Genomic DNA, 23,847 nt, shown 5'->3' with positions numbered 1-23,847 from the left:
AATTGCTGGTTATTCTGGGTATTGATCCACTTGACGATGGTGACATGTTGGCATACCTCAGACGTCGTTGAGCGGGCGTTGTGTAATGGTTAAGACCTCAGTTTTCCAAACTGAAGATGAGGGTTCGATTCCCTCCGCCCGCTCCAACATATTCTTCCCATAATTCAAACTGCTATGATTTGACGCAAGGCGTGATCTGTTGTCGGGCTTGACCCCATGCGCGGTGCAGGCGATGACACCTGTGTTTGAAAAGGAATTCTGATGGCCCGGACGCCCACGCCCGCACCGACACAAGAAGAACGCGAGAAATCCAAGCAGCTTGGCGCTTTGCGTGCGCTTGTCCCCTTTGTACGGCCTTATCGCGGGTTGATGATTGCGGCGGTTCTGGCGTTGATCTCGACGGCGATGATTTCGCTGATGCTGCCGCTGGCCGTACGCCGTGTCATCGATAACTTTGGCAGTGGCGAAGAGTTGCTGGATCAGTATTTTATTGCCGCCCTGATTATCGCCGGGTTTTTGGCAATCGGGACCGGGCTGCGCTATGCGCTGGTCACGCGGTTTGGGGAACGGGTGGTCGCGGATATTCGCAAGGCCGTGTTCGACCGCGTCATCGGGATGAGCCCGTCTTTCTATGAGCGTATCATGACCGGAGAGGTCCTGAGCCGGATCACCACGGATACCACGCTTATTCTGTCGGTTATCGGGTCGTCCGTGTCGATCGCGTTGCGCAATGTGCTGATTTTCAGTGGCGGTTTGATCTTGATGTTGTTCACCTCGGCCAAGTTGACGGGAATGGTGCTGCTGCTGGTGCCTGCCGTGATCGTGCCGATCCTAGTGTTGGGGCGCAAACTGCGCGTGATCAGCCGCGAAAACCAAGATTGGATTGCGGCCAGTTCGGGCAACGCGTCCGAAAGCCTAAGCGCTGTGCAGACCGTGCAAGCCTTTACCCACGAGGCCGCAAGCCGCGCACAATTCGCGCAGATGACCGAAGCGTCCTATGACGCTGCGCGGCGCCGGATCAAGACGCGGGCGTTGATGACGGTCATCGTGATCTTTTTGGTTTTTGCCGGTGTTGTTGGTGTGTTGTGGATGGGCGCGCGGGATGTGCGGGCCGGTGATATGACCCCGGGTGCCTTGGTCCAATTCGTGATCTATGCGGTGATGGTGGCAGGCGGCGTGGCTGCATTGTCGGAAATCTGGGGCGAATTGCAGCGGGCGGCCGGGGCGACAGAGCGTCTGGTGGAGTTGCTGCAAACCAATGACGACGTACATGACCCTGACACATCTGCTGAATTGCCCAACCCCGTTGCGGGACGGATCGTGTTCGAAGACGTGCAGTTTTCCTATCCCGCGCGGCCAGGCGTACAAGCGCTGGACGGCGTGAATCTGACGATCAATCCGGGCGAAACCGTCGCCTTTGTCGGCCCGTCAGGGGCGGGTAAGACAACGATCATCCAGATGATCTTGCGGTTCTATGACCCGCAGTCGGGGCGTATTACGCTGGACGGGATCGATTTGCGCGACGTGTCACGCGACGCATTCCGGCAGTCGGTCGCACTTGTCCCCCAAGACCCGGTTATTTTTGCCACCTCGGCGCGTGAAAACATCCGCTTTGGCCGGCCCGACGCGTCTGACGCTGAAATCGTCGCGGCAGCCCAGGCGGCGGCGGCACATCAGTTTATCAGCGACTTGCCCGATGGCTATGACAGCTATCTGGGCGAACGCGGCGTGATGATGTCGGGCGGGCAAAAACAGCGCATCGCCATCGCGCGGGCGATTCTACGGGATGCGCCTGTGTTGTTGCTGGACGAAGCCACCAGCGCGCTGGATGCAGAAAGCGAACGTGCGGTGCAGCAGGCGGTGGATAAACTAAGCGCTGATCGGACGACTTTGATCGTCGCGCACCGCTTGGCGACCGTCAAAAAGGCGGACCGTATCGTGGTGCTGGAAGCGGGGCGGATTGTTGACACCGGCACCCATGACGAACTGGTGGGTCAGGGCGGGCTTTATGCGCGTTTGGCACGCTTACAGTTCACAGATGGCATTGCTGCTGAATAAAACGCTTGTTTATCTCTGCCTAAGGTGGAAACTAACAAGCGAAATAATAACCACAGGGAGATAAACATGGGTTTGTGGAGTTTCGTTAAGGACGCCGGTAAAAAAGTATTCGGCGGCGGCGATGAGAAAGAAGTAACAGGCGCGGCCCTGCAGGATGAATTGAAAGAGCTCGGCCTTGATGCCGAAGGTCTGGATATTCAGGTGGACGGTGACAAAGTCACCGTAAGCGGCAAAGCTGTAAGCCAAGAGATGAAAGAAAAAGTCATTCTGGCCGTTGGCAACGTCGAAGGCGTTGCAGCCGTCGAAGAAGACATCAGCGGCGGTGATGGCGACGGCACGTTCCACACCGTTGAAAAGGGCGACACGCTTTGGGCCATTTCTGCCAAGACCCTTGGCAATGGCGCGCGCTACGAAGAGATTTTCGAGGCCAACCGCCCGATGCTGACACACCCAGACAAAATCTATCCGGGTCAAATGCTGCGTATTCCAGCAAAATAATCACGTCGCGTCGCCCAACGGGCACGCCAAATTACGTCATTATCAAGAGCGGCAGAACCAATCTGCCGCTCTTTTTGCATTTTGCATGGTGAAACTAGGCTGACGCCACGTTCAATATTCCCTCAGACGCTTGCGAATTTTGAATTTTGCCATCATCCTTGCGACGGGGAATAAATGAATGCGGGAAAACCGCACCATAGGGAGGAATATTATGTCATTTGCCGGGGTCGAAGACCGTAATGCAATCGAGGCAGAGATGCCGTGGGCGGACCGCGACGTCGCCAAAACAATGTGGGGATTGCTGAGCAATACGGCGGGCAAATTCCCGGATCACGACGCGATCAGCTATCAACTATTTTCCGGCCCGAAAGATTACGCTGAAACGCTGACATGGTCGCAACTGCGCGGTCAGGTCGGGCGGACGGCGAACCTGTTCCGGTCTTTGGGTGTCGGGCCGACGGATGTCGTGGCCTATGTGCTGCCCAACTGTAACGAGACGGTTATCACATTGCTGGGCGGCGCGGTTGCCGGTATCGCGAACCCGATTAATCCGCTGCTCGAGGCAGAACAAATCGGTGCAATCCTGCGCGAAACCAACGCCAAGGTTGTCGTGACTTTGCGGCCCTTCCCGAAAACTGATGTGGCGCAGAAAACCGCCGAGGCGGTCGCGCTCGCACCCAATGTAAAACATGTGCTTGAGGTCGATCTGTGCCGCTATCTGACCGCGCCGAAATCGTGGATCGTTCCATTGATCCGGCCCAAGCAGACGGGTAGCAACCAAGCCACCTATCACAATTTCAACGCCGAGATCGCGAAACAGCCGGTTGAGCTGACCTTTGACGATCCACAAGAAGACCGCGTCGCGTTCTACTTCCACACCGGCGGCACCACGGGCATGCCCAAGGTCGCACAGCATAAATATTCCGGCATGGTCTATAACGGCTGGCTGGGTGGCCGGCTGCTTTATACGGAAGAGGATAACATCATGTGTCCGCTGCCATTGTTCCACGTATTTGCCTGCCACGTCATCCTGATGGCGGCGGTGACGTCTGGCGCGCATGTCGTGTTCCCGACGCCTCAGGGGTATCGTGGCGATGGCGTGTTCGACAACTTCTGGAAGCTGGTCGAGCGTTGGAAAATCACCTTTATCATCACCGTGCCCACCGCGATTTCGGCCAAGATGCAGCGCCCGATTGACGCTGATATCTCGACCGTGAAACGGGCATTTTCCGGCTCTGCCCCCTTGCCGCTGGAACTGTTCAAACGGTTCGAAAAGGCAACCGGCATCACCCTGATCGAAGGCTATGGCCTGACCGAGGCGACCTGCCTTGTATCTGCAAACCCGCCGGATGGCGTGCGGAAGGTTGGCAGCATCGGCATCACCTTCCCCTATACGGATGTGAAGATCATCAAGGGCACCGCCGGTGGACCTGTTGAAGCAAATATAGACGAGATCGGCGAGATTTGTATCTCGAACCCGGGCATCTTTGAGGGCAACACCTATACCGAAGCCGAAAAGAACAAAGACCTGTATTACTTTGACAAGTACCTGCGCACAGGCGATTTGGGCCGCATCGACGAAGACAAATACCTCTGGATCACGGGCCGCGCCAAAGACCTGATTATTCGCGGTGGTCACAACATCGACCCCGCCGAGATCGAAGAAGCGTTGCTGGGCCACGAGGCCGTTGCCTTTGCTGGTGCGATCGGACAGCCCGACGCCCATGCCGGCGAAGTGCCTTGCGCCTTTGTCGAACTGGTCGGCGGTGCATCGGTGACCGAGCAAGAGCTGATGGATTTCTGCAAGGAAATGGTTCAGGAGCGCGCGGCACAGCCTAAGCATATGACGATCATGCCCGAACTGCCCAAAACGGCCGTGGGCAAGATCTTTAAGCCTGATCTGCGCAAAATGGCGATCACCCGCATCTTTAATGAATCGCTTGAAAAAGCCGGCTCGCCGGCACGTGTGGCATCGGTTGTTGATGACAAAAAACGCGGTTTGGTGGCGCGAGTTACCATGAACGGCGCATCTGATGCGGATGTCGGTGCAACGCTGAACGCGTTCACCTTTGGCTGGGAAGCTGCATGAACCAACCCGACTACGGCGTTTTGCTGGATGATGAAATCTGGGCCTATATGCGGCGATCAGATGAATTCTATCCACCTGACGCGGTCGGGTTAAGCATCGAAGACCAGCGCGCGGTCTATAACAAGATGTGCGCTGCGTTTCACCAAACCCACCCTGACGGGGTACAAACATGGGACGTTACCTTTGGTGGCGTCCCATGTCGCCGTTATGAGGTCGGCGCATCTGATATCACGGTCATCTATTACCACGGCGGCGGATTTGTCGTCGGTGGGTTAGAAAGCCACGATGACGTCTGCGCAGAAATCTGCGCACGCATCGGATATCGGGTGATCTCGGTCGATTACCGCTTGGCCCCCGAGGTTATCTTTCCCGGTTGCTTCAACGACGCCTACGACGCGTTTCTGGCGATTGCCGCCGAATATGCCGGTGGCATTGTGTTGGCCGGGGACAGCGCGGGCGGTAACCTCGCTGCGGCGGTGGCGCATTATGCACGTGGCCGCATTGATGGCCGTATCAAAGGGCAGGTGCTGATCTATCCGGGGCTTGGCGGGGACCCAGAGCAAGGCAGCTATATCCGCCATGCCAACGCGCCCCAGCTGACGGTTGCGGATATGGCGTTCTATCAGCAGGTGCGCTCGGGCGGGGAGCCGCCCAAGTGCGATCCGCGTTATGCGCCGCTGCATGATACGGATTTCTCCGGCCTGCCGCCCAGCGTCATGATCACGGCTGAATGCGATCCGCTATCCAGTGACGGCGAAGCCTATAGCGACGCCATTCTTGCCGCAGGCGGTCAGGCGTTTTGGGTCGAAGAGCTGGGGCTGGTGCATGGATATTTGCGTGCCCGTGTGATGTCGCAAAAAGCTGCCGCTAGCTTTGATCGCATCGTGGCTGCGATTTCGGCGTTGGGGGCAGGCGACTGGCCTGCTGAGCTATCCTAGCTTAGAAACGATTTTGCCAGCATCGTATCGGCGACAGGGGCACCCAGACGCCCCAAAATCGTCGGCGCAAGCTGCAGTTGGTCAATCACGGTATCTTCGGACGGGCCTTTTGCATCGCCAAAGTAATAGAGCGCTGTTTCTTGCTGCAACGCCCCGCGACCGCCGTGGTGGCCGCGTTCATCTTGGCCGTGATCTGCCGTCACGATCACCTCGTAGCCCATGGCGCGCCATTGGGGGATGAAAGGGGCCAGCATCTCGTCCATCACAAAGCAGGCATGGTCCATTTCCTGACTTTCGTGAAAGAAACGGTGGCCCATGCTGTCCAGCGTGCAGGTGTGCAGCATGCCGTAGTTCAGGCCGAACCGGCCCGCCAGATTGGTCAGCGTGCCGAACAGATCGACATCAGACGGCGTCATCTGGTTGGCTTGCCCATAGCCGGTCATGGTGTGAAACCGCCCATGGTTGATCGTGTCGCTGTCCGGTTCATCATATTCGACGTCGCGGACATAGTCGAAGGGATGGCGGTTAAAGAACTGGGACCAGAATGAATGTGCGACAGCGCCAGTGACGCCCCCAGCCGCACGGGTCTGGGCAAAGACGTCCTTGTGCTTGAGCCGGAAAACATTGCCATTGCCGGTGCAGCCATGCTGCGCAGGCGCCACGCCAGTGTGGATCGACGCATAGCACGAGGCCGAGATCGACGGCAGCACGGCGCGCTGCGTCCAGACGCGGGCATCACCGCTGTCGACCCACCCTTCAAGATTTCCAAACAAGCGGCGGAAATTGCGGTAGGGGACACCGTCAAGGATGATCAACAGCAGTTTGTTCTTCATGGTCTTGTCCTAAATCAGCGGGTTGAGACGGAAAATTTCAAATTTTCCGAGCCGGATTTTTTGAAAATATCCGTTCACCTCAATTACCGGCGCTTTCCATGCGGCGGTGTTCAATCGTTTCTTCCAGCCAGCCGATTTTCATTTCCGGAACAGAGCTGAGAAGCAGGTCGGTATAATCATCAAAGGGCGGTGACAGAACTTGGCTTTTCGGGCCGTACCGCACGACTTCACCTTGATACATCACTGCGATGCTATCGGCGATGGCGCGGACCGTTGCCAGATCGTGGGTGATGAACAGATAGGCGACACCTTCGATCTTTTGCAGGTTCAGCAGCAGCTTGAGAATGCCATCGGCCACCAGCGGATCAAGGGCCGAAGTCACCTCGTCGCAGATGATCAGTTTGGGTTTGGCCGCCAGCGCACGCGCGATGCAGACACGTTGTTTCTGGCCGCCCGACAGCTCTGCGGGATAGCGGTCTTGGAAGCCGTCGCCCAGCTCGATTTCGTCCAGCAATTCCTGAATGCGCTTTTGCTTGGCTTTGCCTTTCAGGCCGAAATAAAATTCCAGCGGGCGACCGATGATGGTGCCCACAGTCTGGCGCGGGTTCATCGCCGTGTCGGCCATCTGATAGATCATTTGCATTTCGCGCAGATCTTCGATGGGGCGTGTGGGGAGGTCCGGGCTTAACACGCGCCCGTCAAATGTAATTTGCCCCTCTCCGGGGGGGAGCAGCCCTGTGATAACGCGCGCCAGCGTTGATTTGCCGGATCCGGATTCCCCGACAACCGCCAAGGTCTGACCGGGGTGGATATCGACGTTGATGTTTTTCAACACGTCAAAGTTGGTGCCCTTGTACCGCGCGGTCACGTTTTCGACGCGCAGCACGGGATTATCTGTCGGGGTCTTTTCTTCGTGCTTGATCGACCGGACGGATACCAATGCTTTGGTGTAGTCTTCTTTTGGGTTGTTGATGATCTGGTCGACTTTGCCGTATTCGACCATGTCGCCCTGTTGCAGCACCATGATGTGGTCGCTGACCTGCGCAACAACGGCCAGATCGTGAGTGATGTACAATGCGGCCACACCTGTTGCGGCAATCGCTTCTTTGATGGCTGCCAACACGTCGATCTGCGTCGTCACATCCAGCGCGGTCGTCGGTTCGTCAAAGACGACCAGATCGGGTTCGGGGCAAAGCGCCAGCGCCGTCATGCAGCGTTGCAACTGGCCACCAGACACCTGATGCGGATAGCGGTTGCCGATGTTTTCGGGGTCGGGCAGGCCGAGCTTGGCAAACAGTTCAACCGCGCGGGCTTCGGCCTCGGACTTTGAAAACTTGTTCTGGAATATGGCGGCTTCCGTCACCTGCTCCATGATCTTTTTCGCGGGGTTGAACGATGCCGCTGCAGATTGCGAGACATAGGTCACTTCGGCACCGCGCAAACGGCGCAGGCTGCGCAGGTTTTCCTTGAGGATGTTGCGCCCGTTTACCCATACCTCGCCGCCGGTGATCTCAACACCACCACGGCCATAGGCCATCGCGGCCAAACCGATGGTGGATTTACCAGCACCGGATTCACCGATCAGACCCAGCACTTTGCCGGCCTCAAGATCGAAATCCACGCCATGCACAATCTTGATCGCAACGGGCTTTTCACCGGGGGGATAGGCCGTCGCGCCGATTTTAAGCCCGCGTACCTTCAGCAGTGGTTCGGTCATCCTCGGCCCCCTTTCAGCGATGTGGTGCGGTTCAAAATCCAATCCGCAACAAGGTTGATCGAGATGCACAAGGTGGCAATCGCATAGGCCGGATACAGGGCCGCTTGGATGCCATAGTTGATGCCTTCTTTGTTCTCTTTCACGATGCCGCCCCAGTCAGCCTGTGGCGGTTGAACGCCCAAGCCGAGGAACGACAGGGTCGAGACGAACAGAACAGCAAAGATAAAGCGCAGGCCCATTTCAGCGACCAGCGGTGACAGGGCGTTGGGCAGCGTTTCACGGAAGATGATCCAGCCGATTTTCTCGCCACGCAAGCGGGCGGCTTCGACGTAATCCATTACCGTGATGTCAACGGCTACAGCGCGTGCCAGGCGGAAAACACGGGTGCTGTCCAGCAGACCCATCAGGATAATCAGGATCGGCACCGTGGTCGGCATGACCGACAAAACAACCAGCGCAAAAATCAGCGACGGGATCGACATGATCAGATCAACAAAGCGCGACAGCGCCTGATCGACCCAACCGCCAGACACGGCAGCAAAGAACCCCATGATGGACCCCAACGTAAAGCTAAGGATCGTCGCGGCGGTCGCGATAAAGATCGTTGTGCGCCCGCCATAGATCATCCGGCTGAGCAGATCGCGGCCAATGCTATCTGTACCCAGCAAAAACTCGGAGGAAGACGGCTCCCACACATCACCGACGATTTCAGCCATGCCATAAGGGGCAATCCAAGGGGCGAGGATCGCCATGACGAAATAGATGCCGGTGAAGAAAAGGCCGATCATTGCAGAGATGGGAATATTTCTCATGGGCGAAACCCTTTCGATGACAGGGTTTTAAAGTTCAGTGGCGATGCGGCGACCGGGCGTGTCCCCGCGCTTTTGCTTTGCAAAAATGCTTGGTCGCGCACAGCGCATTCTTTCGGTGAAAAATGTGCTGAACTCATTTGGGATGCCTCAGCCTTGGGTTGGCTAGGATCGACACGATGTCGGCGACCAGGTTCAGCCCGATATAGACGGCCGCAAAGATCAGACCGCAGGCTTGAACAACCGGCACGTCGCGTTTGCTCACGTGGTCCACCAGATATTGGCCCATGCCGGGGTAGGCGAACACCACCTCGACCACGACAACACCGACTACCAGATAGGCAAGGTTCAACATCACAACATTGACGATTGGCGCGATGGCATTCGGGAAGGCGTGCTTGCGAATGATCTTGAGCATGCCCAGACCTTTCAGCTCGGCCGTTTCGATATAGGCCGATTGCATCACGTTCAGGATCGCGGCGCGGGTCATGCGCATCATATGCGCCAGCACCACCAGCGTCAGCACCATCACAGGGATGGCGATGGCGTTCAGCTTGGCCCCAAGGGTCATGCTTTCATTGATGATCGAGACAGACGGAAACATGCGCCATTTGATCGCGACCCAATAGATCAACACGTAACCGATCATAAATTCGGGGATCGAAATGGTCGTCAGCGTCACAGCCGAGATCAGTTTATCCGGCCAGCGGTCTTTGTAGCGTACGGCCAGCAGGCCAAGGAAAATTGCCAACGGGACCGAGATTGCGGCCGCCCAGAAGGCAAGGAAAAGCGTGTTTTTCAGACGTCCACCAAGGCTTTCTGCGATGTCGCGGCCATTGGTTAATGCGGTGCCCAGATCGCCCTGCAACACACCACCAAGCCATGCGAAATAGCGGGTGACGGCGGGGTCATTCAGTCCAAGTTCGCGGCGCAAGTTTGCCAGCGCTTCGGGCGTGGCAGATTGGCCTAATATGGATTGTGCCACGTCGCCGGGCAAAATCGAAGTGCCTACGAAGATCAAAACCGACGCGGCAAGGAGGAGAAGAAGGCCCAACGCTAAGCGTTGGGCGATCAGTTTTAATATCGGGTGCATCTGCGTGTACCCTTAAGCGTCTTTGATCCAGCATTTGATCGGCGCTTTGTTGTTCATCAACTCGGCGTTCGGGTCTGCGGACCAACCGCCAACGTTGTTGGCAACACCGTCCACAAAGTCGTTGAACATCGGCAGGATCAGGCCGCCTTCGTCACGCAGCATGGTGCCCATCTTCGAGTAGATGGCCTTGCGCTTGCCGTCGTCCAGCTCGGCACGTGCCTCAAGCAGCATCGCGTCGAATTCCGGACGTTTCCAGCGGGTGTCGTTCCAGTCTGCGGTCGACAGATATGCTGTCGAATACATCTGGTCCTGTACCGGACGGCCACCCCAATAGGATGCACAGAACGGCTGCTTGTTCCAAACTTCGGACCAGTAACCATCGTTGGGCTCGCGCTTGATTTCCAGCGGGATGCCGGCGGCTTTGGCCGTTTCCAGGAACAGCGATGCTGCATCCACAGCGCCTGCAAACGCGCCATCAGCGACGCGCAGAACGATTGGGCTGCCGTCATGGCCGGATTTTGCGTAATGCTCGCGCGCTTTTTCGATGGAGAATTCGCGCTGTTCGATGGTTTCGTCAAACAACGGATATGCCGCGTTGATCGGCATGTCGTTCCCGATCGAGCCATAGCCGCGCAGGATTTTGTCCACCATTTCTTCGCGGTTGATCGCATATTTCAGCGCCAGACGCAGGTCGTTGTTGTCAAATGGTGTGGTATCGACGTGCGCGATGAACACATAGTGCCCACGACCAGCGACGGACTGTACGCTTAGGTTAGGCGCGCGGTTCAGCAAGGACGCAACCTTGGGATCAACGCGGTTGATCATTTGAACCTGACCGGATTGCAGCGCCGCTGTACGGGCCGTGGCGTCGTTCAGAACCAGCACTTCGTTATAGTCGGTAAAGCCGCGGTTGTCGGCATCCCAATAGTTTTCGTTGCGGGTAAAGCCGTGGCGCACGCCGGGTTCGTCAACTTCAAGCGTGTAGGGGCCGGTACCGATACCTGCACCTGGGTTGTCGATGCCGCCACCGGGCTGGATCATCAAGTGGTAGTCGGCCAACAGATAGGGAAGGTCAGCGTTGCCAACACCCAATTCAACAATCAGATTGTCGCCATCGATTTTCATGTTCTCGATGCCGCGCATGATGCCCAAAGCACCCGATTTGCTGTTCTCGTCCGAGTGACGCTGCATGGTTTTCAGCACGTCATCGGGGGTCATGTCTTTGCCGTTGTGGAACTGAATGCCCTTACGGATTTTGAACGCCCATGTTTTCGCGTCGGCAGAGGCCTCAAAGCTTTCGGCCATGCGAGGAACGATGTCACCTTCGGCGCTGACTTCGACCAGCGATTCATACAGGTGGCGCAGGTTATCGAGTGGCACAGAGGATGCGGTCAGTGCCGGGTCCAGCGTGTTGGTGGATTCACCACCCGAGGAACCGATTTTGATCGAGCCGCCACGAATCGGCGTGCCATGCGATGCCGCTTGGGCGTTGTTTGCCAGCATGGTGTTTGCGACCGCAGCCGTCACACCCAAAGCAGCAGCGCGGCCTACGAATTCGCGGCGCGTCATTGTGCCCTTGGCCACTTGGCCCGTCATATATTCCAGTTGATCATTCATGATCATGTCTCCCTGTTGGTCGTTTATTGGTGATATTATTTATGCGCCGATCTTGCGGCATTTTATTTTTCCCACATTAAAGTTTGCGCATTTTCCTTTATGTCGCAAGGGTTAATACCCCGGCGACCTTGCCGTCTTTATTACATGAAGTGTCGCTTAATGCTATCCGCGACGTCGCGTTCGTAGATCAGGGTTTCGCCTTCGTATGTCTCGATCCGTCCGGTCAGATGGAAATGGGTCTCATCCGACCACATTTTCGAATGGGTTTCGGTGCGCAATTTGATCTCGTCGCGCTCTAGTTCTTCGGTCCAGTGACAAACGCCCCTCGCGCTGAGCGGGTCGTCGGGATTGATGGTCCAGCGCTCGCGGGCAACCGCCCCGCTGATCAGCCCGTGATCGCTATCGCGAAGCTTGCCGAAATCATCTTCGATGACCAAAGATATGTCGCCGGTCACCATGTCGGTTTCTTGACGTCTGATGTGGTTTTCGGCGCGCAAGGTTTCGGTTTGCCATGGCTCGGCGGCGGTGGGCGGGGCGAATGTATATTCATCGCCCCCTTGGGTGGGCCGTTGGGGCAGGGCGATATCGCCTGCTGTCACGGTCAGTGTGGCGGCGTCGGGCGCGGGCCAGATCAGCGGCCAATACGCGGTCGAGATTGACACCCGCAACCTGTGACCGGCGGGCACGCGGTAGGCGATGTGATCCAGATCAAAGACGATATCCTCGGGTTTTCCCGGCACCATTGTCTTCGGGTTTTCGGCGCTTTCGCGATGGCTGAGGTTCAGCACACCATAGGTGATGCGGGCGCTGGCCCCGTCGGGGTGGATATGGTTCAGCCGCACGGCGATTTGCCCCTGCGGTTTGTCGCTGGACAGGCGCAATGTGATGCGCGGCGCGCCGACGATATCCATGTCTTCGCTCAGCGGCCCGCTGTCAAAGATGGTCGATAGCGCATCATCCTGACGCTGATCGCCGGGCATTTCCGGCCCCAACCAGATCGCGCAGTATTCCCCTGCGCTGGCCCCGCAATGGGCGGGCGACGCGACGGTGGCATTTAGGGTGCCAGGTGCGGGGGCAAGCCCGGCATCCGTCAAATACAGCGATTGGATGGGAAGATGCGATGTGGCACCGGTGTCTTCGGCAATCCAGCGGCCGGGGCGTTCCAGAACCCATGTGGCGGGGCGCATGCCGTCCATCAGATAGGCGCGATAATCGGGGTCGTCTTCGACGCCTGTGTCGATGTCTTTCAACCAACGGTCCCACCAGCGCAGCGCCTCTTGCAGGAAACCAATGCGCGGTTCGGGGATCGCGAAATGGGGGTATTTGTGGACCCAAGGCCCGACGATGCCCTTGGCCCCCGGCAGCGCCTCGACCAGTTGGGGAACTGCGTTTTTATAGGCGTCGCCCCAGCCGCCTACGGCCAGAACTTTGGCCTTGATCGCGGTATAATCCTCGATCACCGACCCTTGCTTCCAATAGGCATCACGCGATTGGTGGCGCAGCCATAGGGACGCAAGAAACGGCTCGGCTTCCAGACGTTCCAGCCACATCTCGCGCCAGTCGGGGCGCAGTGCAGGGTCGGGCGCGCGGCTGGAATAGGCCCACATCGTTGCGCCCCAGCCAAGGTTTTCGTTTAGCAGGCAGCCGCCCTTGTAATGAATATCATCGGCAAAGCGGTCCACGGTCGAACATAGGGTGATCACCGCCTTCAGCGGATCAGGCCCATGTGCCGCGACCTGCAAACCGTTAAAGCCACCCCAACTGATCCCCATCATCCCGACGCGGCCATTGCACCAGTCTTGTGCCGCCAGCCAGTCGATCACTTCGATGCAATCGGCCTGTTCTTGCGGGGTGTATTCGTCTTCCATCAGGCCTTGGCTGTCGCCATTGCCGCGCATATCGACCCGCACGCAGGCATAGCCACGTTCGGCAAACCACGGGTGGGTCAGCGCATCGCGCGCCGTGGTGCCATCGCGTTTGCGGTAGGGCAGATATTCCAGGATCACCGGCACGGGGGCGTCGACTGAATTTTCAGGCCGCCAGATCCGCGCAGAAAGCCTGCATCCGTCAGAAAGTGTGATCCCCAGATCAGGGTCTTCGAGTATCGCAAGCGGGGCATTTGGGCTGGATGTCATAGGGGCAACGTTGCGGGGGTGCTGCGGCTTGTCAACAGAATGCTACGGTGCGCGATGCTGTTTGATACACGCGTAAATAGAATCGCCCGTTTTTGAACCTATCGGCGCGTTGATCACAGGCGAAAACATCAGCGTTGGGGGTAAACTGTGGCGCCGATGCATAGGTACAATAAGGCAGCAATGAGGCGATTGCGTTTAGCGTTGAATTTACATTCGTTATAAATGTAGCGTGGCCACTATCACCTTATTCACCTTTAAGGAGAGCCTGAAAAATACTCCACACGGGCCGGTTTAACGACCCGGTGGGCAACAAGAATAACCAAGTGATCCGCGCAGAACGGACACCGAGGTAGAGCGGTAGTATTATGAAGACGATAGAATTCGTCGTTCGCGATCAGGCGGGCGCAGTGCAACGTGGTATGGTGTCCGAAGGCTCCACATCCCACGTTATACGCGCGCAAACCGGTCAAGAGATTTCCCTTAACTTGCGCCAGGCAGATTTCCTGTCGCACCAACGCGATGGCGATGATCTGGTTCTGACGCTGGTCGATGGAACGGTCATCACGATCGATAACTATTTCAATGATTCAGGGGTGCCAAACCGCCTGTTCATTTCGTCCGATGGATACCTGAACGAAATGGGATTTGTCGTGACGGGGAGCAGCGATCTGCACGCGCAATACGGCCCGACAGAGCAATGGGGAAAATGGAGCCCCTCAGACGATCTGATCTATTTCGGTCGCACGGACACGGCCACGATCACCGGCGCGATGATGACTGACGAAAACGAAGTCTCAATGCTTGCGGCCCCCTTGCTGGGGGCGGGCATGATTGGTGGCGGCGGTGCTGTGACCGCTGCGGTGGTTGCTGGCGGCGCGGCGATCCTGGGCGGCAGCGGTTCTGGCGGCGTGGCTGCGGCCACACCTGCCATCGCGGTGACCCTTGCCGAGGGCGGCGGGGACGAGCAGGCCACGATCACTGGCACGGGCGAGGCGGGATCAATTGTTGATGTCACCGTTGAGGGCGTGACCCGGACAGCGACCGTTGAGGCAAATGGCACATGGGCCGTGAGCTATGCGGCAGGCACGTTCAGAACCGGCGAGTACGAGACCGAGGTCAGGGCCACATCGGTCGATCAGGACGGAAACCCCGTCACCGCAACGGATCGTTTGGTTGTCGACACCTTGGTCAATGAATTGGCCTTTCGCAATCAGGCGGGCGGATCAGACGCGACCGTAAACGCTGCCGAGGCCGCCGAAGGTGTTGTGATGACCGGTACGGTCGAGGCGGGTTCGACCGTTTCGGTCGCACTGGGCGATGTGGTGCGCGAAGCGACGGTTGACGCTGATGGCAACTGGTCGGCGGTCTTTGCTGCGGGTGACATTCCCGCGGGCACCTATGCCAGCGCCATGGTGGCGACCGCGACGGATCAAGCAGGCAACACCCGCAGCATCACGCAGTCTGTGTGGATCGATACCGAAGCCGGTAATTTGACCATCAGCGCCGACCCCGTCGAAGGCGACGATGTGGTCAACGCGGTAGAGGCAAGCGACGGCGTGGCCATTTCCGGCACCGCGGATGCAGGTGCGGTGGTGACGGTGACCCTTGCTGGTGCGGTGACCACAACCCGCGCGGATGAGAACGGCCAATGGACATCCCATTACGCGCCCGGGGACGTGGCGCAAGGTGTCTATACTGCCGATATCACCGCGACGATTACGGATGCAGTGGGCAATACCCGCACGGAAACCGATAGCGTGCGGGTTGATACCCGTGTCGATGGTCTGTCCCTGAACACGGTCGAAGGCGACAATATCATTAGCGGGGCAGAACGCCTGACCAATGGCGGCGTGCTGGTCACCGGCACCTCGGAAACCGGCGGGTCCGTATCTGTTACACTTGGCGATAGCTCGGCCAGTGGCGCGGTTGATGCGGGCGGCAACTGGGCCGTGACCTTTGCACCCGATCAGGTGCAAGAGGGGACCACCAACACAACAGCCGTGGTCGAGGCCACGGATGCCGCAGGCAATACGGCCACAACGCGCCAGGCTGTTCTGATCGACACGGTTGTTGATCCCGTAAGCCTGAACGCACCCGGCGGCGGTGACGATGTTATCAGCGCGCGTGAAGCGGCATCGGGTATTGATCTGAATGGTCAGGTCGAGGCCGGATCGAGGGTCGAGGTTAGCTTTGACGGTACGCGTTATAACGCCAACGTGGACGGGGCAGGTAATTGGGATGTGACCATCCCGGCCGACGACATTCGCAGCGGCACCTATGATGCGGATATTTCTGTCAGGGCGACGGACCATGTGGGCAATGTCGATGCAATCAGCGATACGCTGGCAATCGACACCTATGCGCCCGATGGCCCTGTGATCGAATCCTACACCCGTGACGGCGACGGCATTCGGGCAATCTCGGTCGAACAAAGCGAGGATGCTTTGGCCGTGCACCAGATTCAGTCTGACACAACCATCACCGAGGTCGCGGCCAGCACGCTGGAAAACGATGCCCTGAACGAGATGAATTTCTACTTCAGCTCGGATGTACCGGACGGGTCCGATCTGGTCGTGACCGCGACCGATACTGCGGGCAATTCATCAGGCACATATCTTGCGTTGGATGATGAAAGCGCAAACACCATGCCTGAGCTGACCAATCCCAACCTGTCCAACCACAATATCGAAACGATTGACCTTCAATTCGCTGAAGAAGCGCAGCTGAGCATCACCGAAGCGGCGTTGGTCAATCTATCGAGCAACACCAACGCTGTGATTGTGAACGGTCATACCGACGATACCGTTACGATCACCGGCGCGACGCGTACGGGGACCGAGGCGAGAGACGGCCAGACCTACGACATCTATACGCTGGGCACCGAAGGGACGTTGATGATCGATGACGATATCAACGTGGTCGTCTAAGCCATCAAGGCAGGGCGCGGGGGCAACGACCATCCCGCGCCGATACAACAATAAACCGGCACGTTAAGGGCAGGCGCATGGGGCAAAAACGACTAAGGGCAGGAGGCATATGCGCGCTGGCGCTGGCCCTGTCCGGCTGTGCGCCCGGCATGGGGGGGCGCCTTGCCCCGGCTGATATGGTGGCGCGGTTCAAAACACCCGATGCCTCGCAATCCGTCAAACCGACATACGCAGAACAAGTCACCGCAGACAGTCAGATCATCCAAGGGCTGGCCCTGCGGTCTTCGGTATTGCCCAAGGGCAGTGTTGCAGACATGGTCGCGGCGTCGGTTCTGGCGGCGAACAGCCGCACGGCCGAGGCGGAATTGCGCGCAGCGACATTGCGATCAAAGGCCGCCAGCAAGAACTGGTTGCCCCAGATCGGGCCGCAGGTCAGCCTGACGTCCTTGGGCTCGGTCGCCGCCAATCTGGTCGTCGATCAGGTGTTGTTCGACAATGGTCGCCGCAAAGGTGAACGTGAATTCGCGGTCGCTGACGTCGAAGTGGCGGCCGTGTCACTGGCGCAAGATACCAACGAACGCGTGGCCACAGCGCTGACGCTTTATACGACGGCCGCTGAAGCCCGCGAAAATGCGCATCTTGGGCAGGCGACGCTCAAGGATATGTCGCATTTCGAATGGGTCATGCGTGAACGGGTCAAGGGCGGTGTGTCGGACATATCTGACCTGACCATTCTGGGCCAAAAACTATCCGAGATCCGCGCGAGGTACGCCGCGGCGGTCGAGCGTGAGGCAACATCGCTGTCTGAACTCAACGCCATGTCGATCCATCCGCTGACCGATCTGCGCGGCTTGCCCGATATTCCCGTGACCGCCTTTGCAGGCGAACCTTTGATCGTGGTGCGCGCCAAGGCCGAAAAGACCCGCAGCATCGCCGCTGCCAAGGTCGAACGTGCTGGCAAATTGCCGGGGTTATCCGCAGGCGGCACAGTCGGCGAAGGCAGCACATTCGGTCTGAACATCGGCTCTGATCAACTGCTAGGGCTGGGCACCAAAGCGTCGCTGGACGCGACAGCGCTGGCCGGGGAAACTGCGACCCGAAAACTGCGCCAATCGGTCGAAGATTCAAACCGCGACCTGCGCCGCTTGGAAAGGCAGATCAGCGCCAAATCACGCCAAGCCGCCGAGGCCGCCACCCTTGCCGCGCAGGCAAAGCGGAACCTTGATGTCTTTCAGGAACAATATGATGCGGGGCAACGGCAGGTCATGGATGTGGTTGGCGTCTACGAGACCTATGCCCGTCAACAGCAGTCTCAGGTGGCGTTGAAGTATGACGTGATCCGCCTGCGCATCGAGATGGCGCAAATTCAGGGCGTTCTGGCAGACGGGAGCGCGATTTGACCAGCAACCCGCGCTTTACCCTTACGATCACCAACGGCAATCAGGGCGGCCTGAAAGCTGCGGATGCCCCGCAGCCCAAGGCGCAAAACATCAATCGGCCCAAAGATCGCTTGATGGCACGTGCGTCCTTGGCGGCGACCTATGCGGGGGTGCTGGGCGTTGAAATCACTGCACGTGATCTGTTCGAAACCATTGCCGCACATCCCGCCACAGGCGCGCAGGCCGACCGCGAAGCAGATGCCATCGCCAAGGCCCTAAAAAGCGCAGGCTTACTGACCCAAGTCAGCCGTGTTGCGGGGCTGACCAAAAACTTGTGGCCTGCGCTTGCCTATATGACATCCGGTCAGGTGCTGCTGGTGCTGGGCCAATCGCGCGGCGATCTGATTGTGTTTGACACCACCTGCGCCGACAACCGCGCCATGGTCCCAATCAGCGATTTTGAACCGTTCTTTGCAGGGCTGATCGTGCGGGCCGAGGCATCCCTAAAGACCGTCGCGAATACCCATAAAACCGACAGCATCCGCGCGCATTGGTTTTGGGGGCAATTCCCCCGCTATCGCCGTCAATTGATCGAGGTCGCGATGGGGTCGTTTGTAGCCAACCTGCTGGCCGTCGCGGTGGCGCTGTTTTCCTTGCAGGTCTATGACCGCGTGATCCCCCACCAGTCCGAAGCGACCTTGTGGGTGCTGGCGATTGGTGCGGGGCTGGCGCTGCTCATGGAAGCTTTCCTAAAAATGGCGCGGGCGCGGCTGATGGACGGGGCCGGGCGGCAGATTGAATTGGCCGTCCAAGACACCTTGATGAAGCGGCTTTTAGGCATGCGGTCAGACGCGCGCGGCCAAGCGCCGAACCAGCTGTTTTCGGAGATGCGCGAATTCGGATCGGTACGCGAATTCTTTACCGCGGCGACCATCGGCACAATCGCCGACATCCCGTTTATCTTTGTCTTTCTGTTCCTCGTGGCCAGCATTGCGGGCAACGTGGTTTGGGTGCTGGTTCTGGGCGGCATCTTGATGCTGGTGCCGGGGTTCTTTCTGCAAAAGAAAGCGATCCAACTGACGCAGGAAACCCAAGGCGCATCCACAAAATCATCGCGGCTGTTGCACGAGGCGATCTTTGAGCTCGATACCGTCAAAACCCAACGCGCCGAGGACCGCACCTTGCGCCTGTGGACCGAGCTGAACACGTTGACGGCGGTCAAATCATCCGAGCAACGCAAACTGGCTTCTTTTCTGACGTTCTGGAGCCAAGGCATCCAGCAAGCCACCTATGTCGCAGCCGTTATCGTTGGGACCTATCTGGTGTTCGCCGGGCAGTTCACTGTCGGGTCGATCATTGCGGTGGGTATCCTCACGGGGCGCACCTTGGGGCCGCTCACGCAGCTGTCGGGCACGATGGCACGGTGGGGTAATGTCAAAGGGGCGTTGGTCGGGCTGGATGCAATTGTCGCGGCCCCCCAAGACACTGCAGAAGACCGCACGTACCTGCGCCGCGAAAAGCTGCGTGGTCAGTTCGAGCTGCGCGATGTGACATTCCGCTATGACGATGACGGCGCGCCTACGCTTGATATCAAAGGTTTGATGATCCCGGCCGGCCAACATGTCGCTGTGCTGGGGTCCAATGGATCGGGTAAATCGTCGCTGCTGAAAATGCTCAGCGGGCTATACGCCCCGACAGACGGGCGCGTGCTGATTGACGGGACCGAGATGGCCCAGATTGAACCTCGCGACCTGCGCCGTTTGATCGGCTATCTGGGCCAAGACGTGCGCCTGTTTTCAGGCAGCCTGCGCGATAACCTGAACCTGACCCTGTTGGAACGCGACGACGACCGGCTGCTGGCAGCACTTGATTTTGCAGGGCTTGGGCCGTTCGTGAAAAACCATCACAAAGGTCTGGACCTCGAGATTAAAGACGCAGGTGCAGGCCTGTCTGTTGGCCAGCGCCAGTCCATCGGTTGGGCGCGGCTGTGGCTGCAAGACCCTGCAATTTGTCTGCTGGATGAACCCACCGCCGCCTTGGATCAACGGCTTGAGGCGGCACTGGTGTCACGCTTGCAAACGTGGATGGCGGGGCGCACCGCCGTGATCGCCACGCATCGCGCCCCCATATTGGCCCTGACGACCCGTACGCTGGTCTTGCAAGACGGCCGCATGACCGTGGACGGACCCAAGGAAAAAGTCCTCGCCCATCTGGCTGGTAAAACAGGGCATCTTGCATGAGCAGCGGCAGCACCACCAATCTGGGCGCACAGATGAACGATACGCTGCGCGGGCCATCGATGGTGGTTTGGTTGTGTGGGGCCACGGTGCTGATCTTTGTGCTATGGGCTGCCTTTGCCTGGATAGACGAGATCGTGCGCGCCGAAGGGTCGATGATCTCAAGCTCGCGCCCGCAGATCATTCAAAACCTCGAAGGGGGCATCCTGGCCGAGCTGGCCGTGGGTGAGGGCGATATCGTTGAAAAAGGCGATGTTCTAGCGCGGCTGCACGGGACGCAGTTTCAGTCCTCGGTAGATGACCTTGAGGATCAGATCAGCGCCTTTGAAATTCGCCGTCTGCGTCTTGAGGCCGAGATGGCAGGGCTGTCCGAGTTCGAGGTGCCAGATGCATTTGCGCAGCGCACACCGGACATTGTGGCGTCTGAACAGGCATTGCTGAAAGCGCGGCAAGCCGATTTTACCTCACGCTCAGACGGGGCCGGGCGGGTGTTGACCCAAGCCGCCAAAGAACGCGAGCTGCTGGAAAACATGCTGAAGAAAAAGATCGTGTCGCTGATCGAAGTCACCCGCGCCCGCAAGGTGCATGCCGATGCGCGGATCAAGCTGGACGAGATTACAACCGGCACCGAACTGGACCGCGCGCAGGAATATTCGGACGTGCTGAAAGAGCTCGCCACGCTGAAGCAGAACCTGAGGTCCAGCATGGACCAGTTGAACCGGACCATTCTGACCAGCCCCATGCGGGGTATTGTGAACACGCTGAATGTGACAACCATCGGCGGCGTTGTGCGCCCGGGTGAAGAGATTTTGCAGATCATCCCGATAGATGAAGAGCTGTTTGTCGAGGCCCGCGTAAAGCCCGAAAACATAGCCGGGGTGCGCCCGGGCCAAGAGGCCACGATCAAGCTGTCGGCCTATGATTATACGATTTACGGGACGCTGAAGGGCACGGTAACGTTGATTTCGGCAGATACGTTCAAGGATGACCGGTCGCGCAGCCCCGATGGCGACCCGCATTACAAGGTCACCTTGCAGGTGGATACGGAGCATCTGACACCGCGTCAGGCGTCTTTGCAGATACGGCCGGGCATGCAGGCGAGTGTTGAGCTGCATACCGGATCGAAGACGGTTTTGCAGTATTTGTTGAAGCCGCTGTATAAATCCAAAGATGCGTTTCGCGAGCCTTGAGGTCGGACCGGGGGCTGTCTGCCCCCAGGCCCCCGAGGATTTTGGCCCATTTGGAAATTAGGGATGGGCTGTGTCTATCCAGAGGGTGACGGGGCCGTCATTGGTGAGAGCGACCGACATGTCCGCGCCGAATTGTCCGGTTTGAACGGGTATGTCGAGGGCTTTCATACTGGCGATGAAGTGCTCGTAAAGCGCGTTGGCTTGGTCCGGTTTTGCGGCACGTGAAAAACCGGGGCGTGTGCCGCGCGATGTGTCGGCTGCAAGGGTGAACTGGCTGACGATCAACGCGCTGCCGCCTGTTTGTGCAAGGCTTAGGTTCATCTTGCCAGCATCGTCTTTGAACAGGCGCAGCTTGGCGATTTTGGCGGCAAGTGCAGCGGCGGTGGCAGGGGTGTCATCAGGCATGGCGCAGACAAAGATCAGCAGGCCAGCGTCGATTTTCCCGATGATCTGGCCGTCAACAGTGACAGAGGCATCTTTGGCCCGCTGAAGTAAGGCGCGCATATCAGGATTTCCAATCGATGATGTCAGTCGGGTCTGCCCGTTTAGTGCGGAACTGGTTTATGGGGGCGTCTTGGTCGGCATAGCCAAAGGAGATGGCGCAGAGGATCAGCCGGTCATCCGGGATATCGAGGTGATCGCGCACCAGCGGCGCATAGGCGGCAATGGCGGCTTGGGCGATGGTGGCCACGCCAAGGGCGGTTGCGGCCAGTGTAAAGGCGGTTACAAACCCACCGCTGTCCATCGCGCCGTAGGGGCCAAGTTCAGCCGGGGCAGAGATAATCGCCACATGCGGCGCGTCAAACAGGGCATAGTTGCGCAGCATTTGGGCAGCCCCGCCTGCGCGGTCGGATTTGTCGATGCCCACCGCATCATAAAGCTGAAAGCCGCAGGTGCGGCGGCGCTCGGCGTACACACCAGAATACCCCTTGGGCCAGTTTAGATCGGGGTTGGGGGGCGTCCCTTGGCCAGCGGCCTCCGTCAGCGCGGTGCGAAACCTGTCGGTTGCGGCCCCTTTGGTGATGGTGACCTGCCATGGTTGCGCGTTGCACCAGCTGGGGACGTGGCGGGCGGTAGCGATGATCTGAGTGATCACATCATCGGGGACGGGATCGGGTTTGAAGGCGCGGCAGGAATAACGTGCCTGCAGGATGTCGGTGAATGTGTCGATTTGGGTCATTTTTGCAGCGCCATAAAATAGCCAACCACCCCGGCGGCCAAAAGGCCAAGGATCACGGCAAGGGTTATCTTGATTGCGGAATAGGGGCGTTCGCCTTGGACATTGCCAGTGCGGCCATTGACGACGAAGCGGTATGTCGTGCCGCGGTATTTATAGGCGGCCAGCCAGACGGGCAGCAGGATATGTTTGAACGTGACATCGCTCACTTGGGTTTGCACGTTGTGGATGCGCTGCCGGTCGCCGCCGATGTCAAACCGCACGTCGCGTTCGATCATCGCATCCATATACTGCCGCGCCTCGGCATAGCCGTCTTCAAGGGTGACGGAATATGCCTCGGCGCGGAAACCGGCCAGATATTCAGGGGCATAAGGTTCCAGCGCGGACAGGTCCCAAGGTGCCAGTGCATCGGTAAACTTCTTGGATAGGGATTTTGAGGCCAGTACCAGAACGTCGTCAAAGAACCGCGCCACCCGACCCGAGGCTGACCGCCAGCGCACTTTGGGCACCTGCCGCTGTTCGCGTTTGCCATCGCGCATCACGGTGACGGTCACGTAATAGACCGTGCCACGTTCGCCCGTGTAGCTGGATTTTGTATCGGCGTCGTAGGTCCAGTAGGGGACATAGATGCCCTGCATCCGGCGGCCCTTGCGGGCATAGTCCTTTAGACCGTTCGGCGCGAACCACAGGTTGCCCAGCCAGTTTGTCATCGCGTCTTTGGCCACGCTTTCGGTCAGCGCAAAGGGCAAGACGCCGCGTGGTTTGATATGGCGGTTCAGGCCGGTGTCGACCACGACGGGGGTCGCGCAAAAGGGGCATTCGGTGGCGTGTTTATCCTGGTCAAATTCGACTTGTGCCGCGCAATTGGGGCAGGTCGTGACGCGGGTCTGTTCCATCTCGGTGTGGGGCAGGGCATGCGCCAAGGCTGCGCGAAAATCCAACTCAGCAATCGTTTGATGCGACCGCTTGCCCGCTATGGGTTCGGAATTGCCGCAATGGTCACAGACCAGCTTATACTCGGCCGGATCAAACCGAAGGTCCGATCCACATCTGTCACAGGGAAAACGATGTTCTTCCACCGGGGCTGGCGGTGGGGGCGGCGCGGCAAAGGATGGGGTGTCAGACATCACTGCATCCTTTAGGTCTGCCG

17 protein-coding genes and 1 tRNA gene are annotated in these 23,847 nt (G+C 58.5%); 9 read left to right on the top strand and 9 right to left on the bottom strand.

From position 1 onward, the window contains the following. Window positions 1-71 precede the first annotated feature (71 nt). The 5 genes from WNY39_RS04275 to WNY39_RS04255 all read left to right on the top strand — a co-directional run bounded on the left by WNY39_RS04275 (window position 72) and on the right by WNY39_RS04255 (window position 5,583). Window positions 72-146, top strand: a tRNA-Gly gene (locus tag WNY39_RS04275). A gap of 115 nt (window positions 147-261) precedes the next feature. Then, a complete protein-coding gene (locus tag WNY39_RS04270) occupies window positions 262-2,058 on the top strand; it encodes an ABC transporter transmembrane domain-containing protein (RefSeq protein ID WP_342844311.1) in 1,797 nt (598 codons plus the stop codon). Between the two features lie 66 nt (window positions 2,059-2,124). Further along, window positions 2,125-2,556, top strand: coding sequence for a peptidoglycan-binding protein LysM (lysM, locus tag WNY39_RS04265; protein WP_342844310.1), 432 nt, complete (start codon window positions 2,125-2,127; stop codon window positions 2,554-2,556). 211 nt (window positions 2,557-2,767) lie between these two features. Then, complete coding sequence (locus tag WNY39_RS04260) at window positions 2,768-4,645, top strand: acyl-CoA synthetase (RefSeq protein WP_342844308.1); 1,878 nt, start codon at window positions 2,768-2,770, stop codon at window positions 4,643-4,645. Beyond that, window positions 4,642-5,583, top strand: a complete 942-nt coding sequence (locus tag WNY39_RS04255) for an alpha/beta hydrolase (RefSeq protein WP_342844306.1) — start codon at window positions 4,642-4,644, stop codon at window positions 5,581-5,583. Before WNY39_RS04260 ends, WNY39_RS04255 begins: the two co-directional genes overlap by 4 nt. Here WNY39_RS04255 and WNY39_RS04250 read toward each other — a convergent pair. From WNY39_RS04250 to WNY39_RS04225, 6 genes are all read right to left on the bottom strand, one after another. Continuing rightward, window positions 5,580-6,416 (bottom strand): alkaline phosphatase family protein, encoded by an 837-nt coding sequence (locus tag WNY39_RS04250; RefSeq protein ID WP_342844305.1) that lies wholly within the window; start codon window positions 6,414-6,416, stop codon window positions 5,580-5,582. The two genes, WNY39_RS04255 and WNY39_RS04250, sit on opposite strands and share 4 nt — an antisense overlap. A 79-nt stretch (window positions 6,417-6,495) precedes the next feature. Then, the gene (locus WNY39_RS04245; RefSeq protein WP_342844303.1) at window positions 6,496-8,133 is read right to left on the bottom strand and encodes an ABC transporter ATP-binding protein; all 1,638 of its coding nucleotides are present in this window, start codon (window positions 8,131-8,133) and stop codon (window positions 6,496-6,498) included. Beyond that, window positions 8,130-8,945, bottom strand: a complete 816-nt coding sequence (locus WNY39_RS04240) for an ABC transporter permease (protein ID WP_342844302.1) — start codon at window positions 8,943-8,945, stop codon at window positions 8,130-8,132. The genes WNY39_RS04245 and WNY39_RS04240 overlap by 4 nt, the downstream gene beginning before the upstream one ends. Window positions 8,946-9,078: 133 nt before the next feature. Next, a complete protein-coding gene (locus tag WNY39_RS04235) occupies window positions 9,079-10,035 on the bottom strand; it encodes an ABC transporter permease (protein ID WP_341234972.1) in 957 nt (318 codons plus the stop codon). A gap of 12 nt (window positions 10,036-10,047) precedes the next feature. After that, window positions 10,048-11,652 carry an ABC transporter substrate-binding protein gene (locus WNY39_RS04230; protein WP_341234971.1) on the bottom strand — a complete coding sequence of 535 codons (1,605 nt, stop codon included), beginning with the start codon at window positions 11,650-11,652 and terminating at the stop codon, window positions 10,048-10,050. Between the two features lie 140 nt (window positions 11,653-11,792). Then, window positions 11,793-13,787, bottom strand: a complete 1,995-nt coding sequence (locus WNY39_RS04225) for a CocE/NonD family hydrolase (RefSeq protein WP_342844300.1) — start codon at window positions 13,785-13,787, stop codon at window positions 11,793-11,795. Window positions 13,788-14,152: 365 nt separating this feature from the next. Between WNY39_RS04225 and WNY39_RS04220 the strand changes: the two genes are divergently transcribed. From WNY39_RS04220 to WNY39_RS04205, 4 genes are all read left to right on the top strand, one after another. Continuing rightward, window positions 14,153-16,714, top strand: a complete 2,562-nt coding sequence (locus WNY39_RS04220) for a hypothetical protein (protein ID WP_342844298.1) — start codon at window positions 14,153-14,155, stop codon at window positions 16,712-16,714. Between the two features lie 77 nt (window positions 16,715-16,791). Continuing rightward, a complete protein-coding gene (locus WNY39_RS04215; RefSeq protein ID WP_342844296.1) occupies window positions 16,792-18,114 on the top strand; it encodes a TolC family protein in 1,323 nt (440 codons plus the stop codon). Then, the gene (locus tag WNY39_RS04210; RefSeq protein WP_342844294.1) at window positions 18,111-20,333 is read left to right on the top strand and encodes an ATP-binding cassette domain-containing protein; all 2,223 of its coding nucleotides are present in this window, start codon (window positions 18,111-18,113) and stop codon (window positions 20,331-20,333) included. The genes WNY39_RS04215 and WNY39_RS04210 overlap by 4 nt, the downstream gene beginning before the upstream one ends. After that, on the top strand, window positions 20,330-21,520 hold the full coding sequence (locus tag WNY39_RS04205; protein WP_342844292.1) for an HlyD family efflux transporter periplasmic adaptor subunit: 1,191 nt from the start codon (window positions 20,330-20,332) through the stop codon (window positions 21,518-21,520). Before WNY39_RS04210 ends, WNY39_RS04205 begins: the two co-directional genes overlap by 4 nt. Before the next feature lie 57 nt (window positions 21,521-21,577). Here the strand turns inward: WNY39_RS04205 and dtd are convergent, their stop codons facing one another. Genes dtd through WNY39_RS04190 form a run of 3 tightly spaced genes read right to left on the bottom strand, consistent with a single transcriptional unit; the run spans window position 21,578 to window position 23,824 of the window. Further along, window positions 21,578-22,024, bottom strand: a complete 447-nt coding sequence (gene dtd / locus WNY39_RS04200) for a D-aminoacyl-tRNA deacylase (protein ID WP_342844290.1) — start codon at window positions 22,022-22,024, stop codon at window positions 21,578-21,580. 1 nt (window position 22,025) lies between these two features. Further along, window positions 22,026-22,700 carry a nitroreductase family protein gene (locus tag WNY39_RS04195; protein ID WP_342844288.1) on the bottom strand — a complete coding sequence of 225 codons (675 nt, stop codon included), beginning with the start codon at window positions 22,698-22,700 and terminating at the stop codon, window positions 22,026-22,028. Then, the gene (locus WNY39_RS04190; protein ID WP_342844286.1) at window positions 22,697-23,824 is read right to left on the bottom strand and encodes a primosomal protein N' (replication factor Y) - superfamily II helicase; all 1,128 of its coding nucleotides are present in this window, start codon (window positions 23,822-23,824) and stop codon (window positions 22,697-22,699) included. The genes WNY39_RS04195 and WNY39_RS04190 overlap by 4 nt, the downstream gene beginning before the upstream one ends. Between the last annotated feature and the right edge of the window lie 23 nt (window positions 23,825-23,847).

The sequence above is a fragment of the Sulfitobacter sp. AS59 genome, from assembly GCF_038899995.1.
Classification (GTDB): Bacteria; Pseudomonadota; Alphaproteobacteria; order Rhodobacterales; family Rhodobacteraceae; genus Sulfitobacter.
Note: the sequence above shows the minus strand (reverse complement) of the source record. Positions and strands in the feature narration are given on the sequence as shown.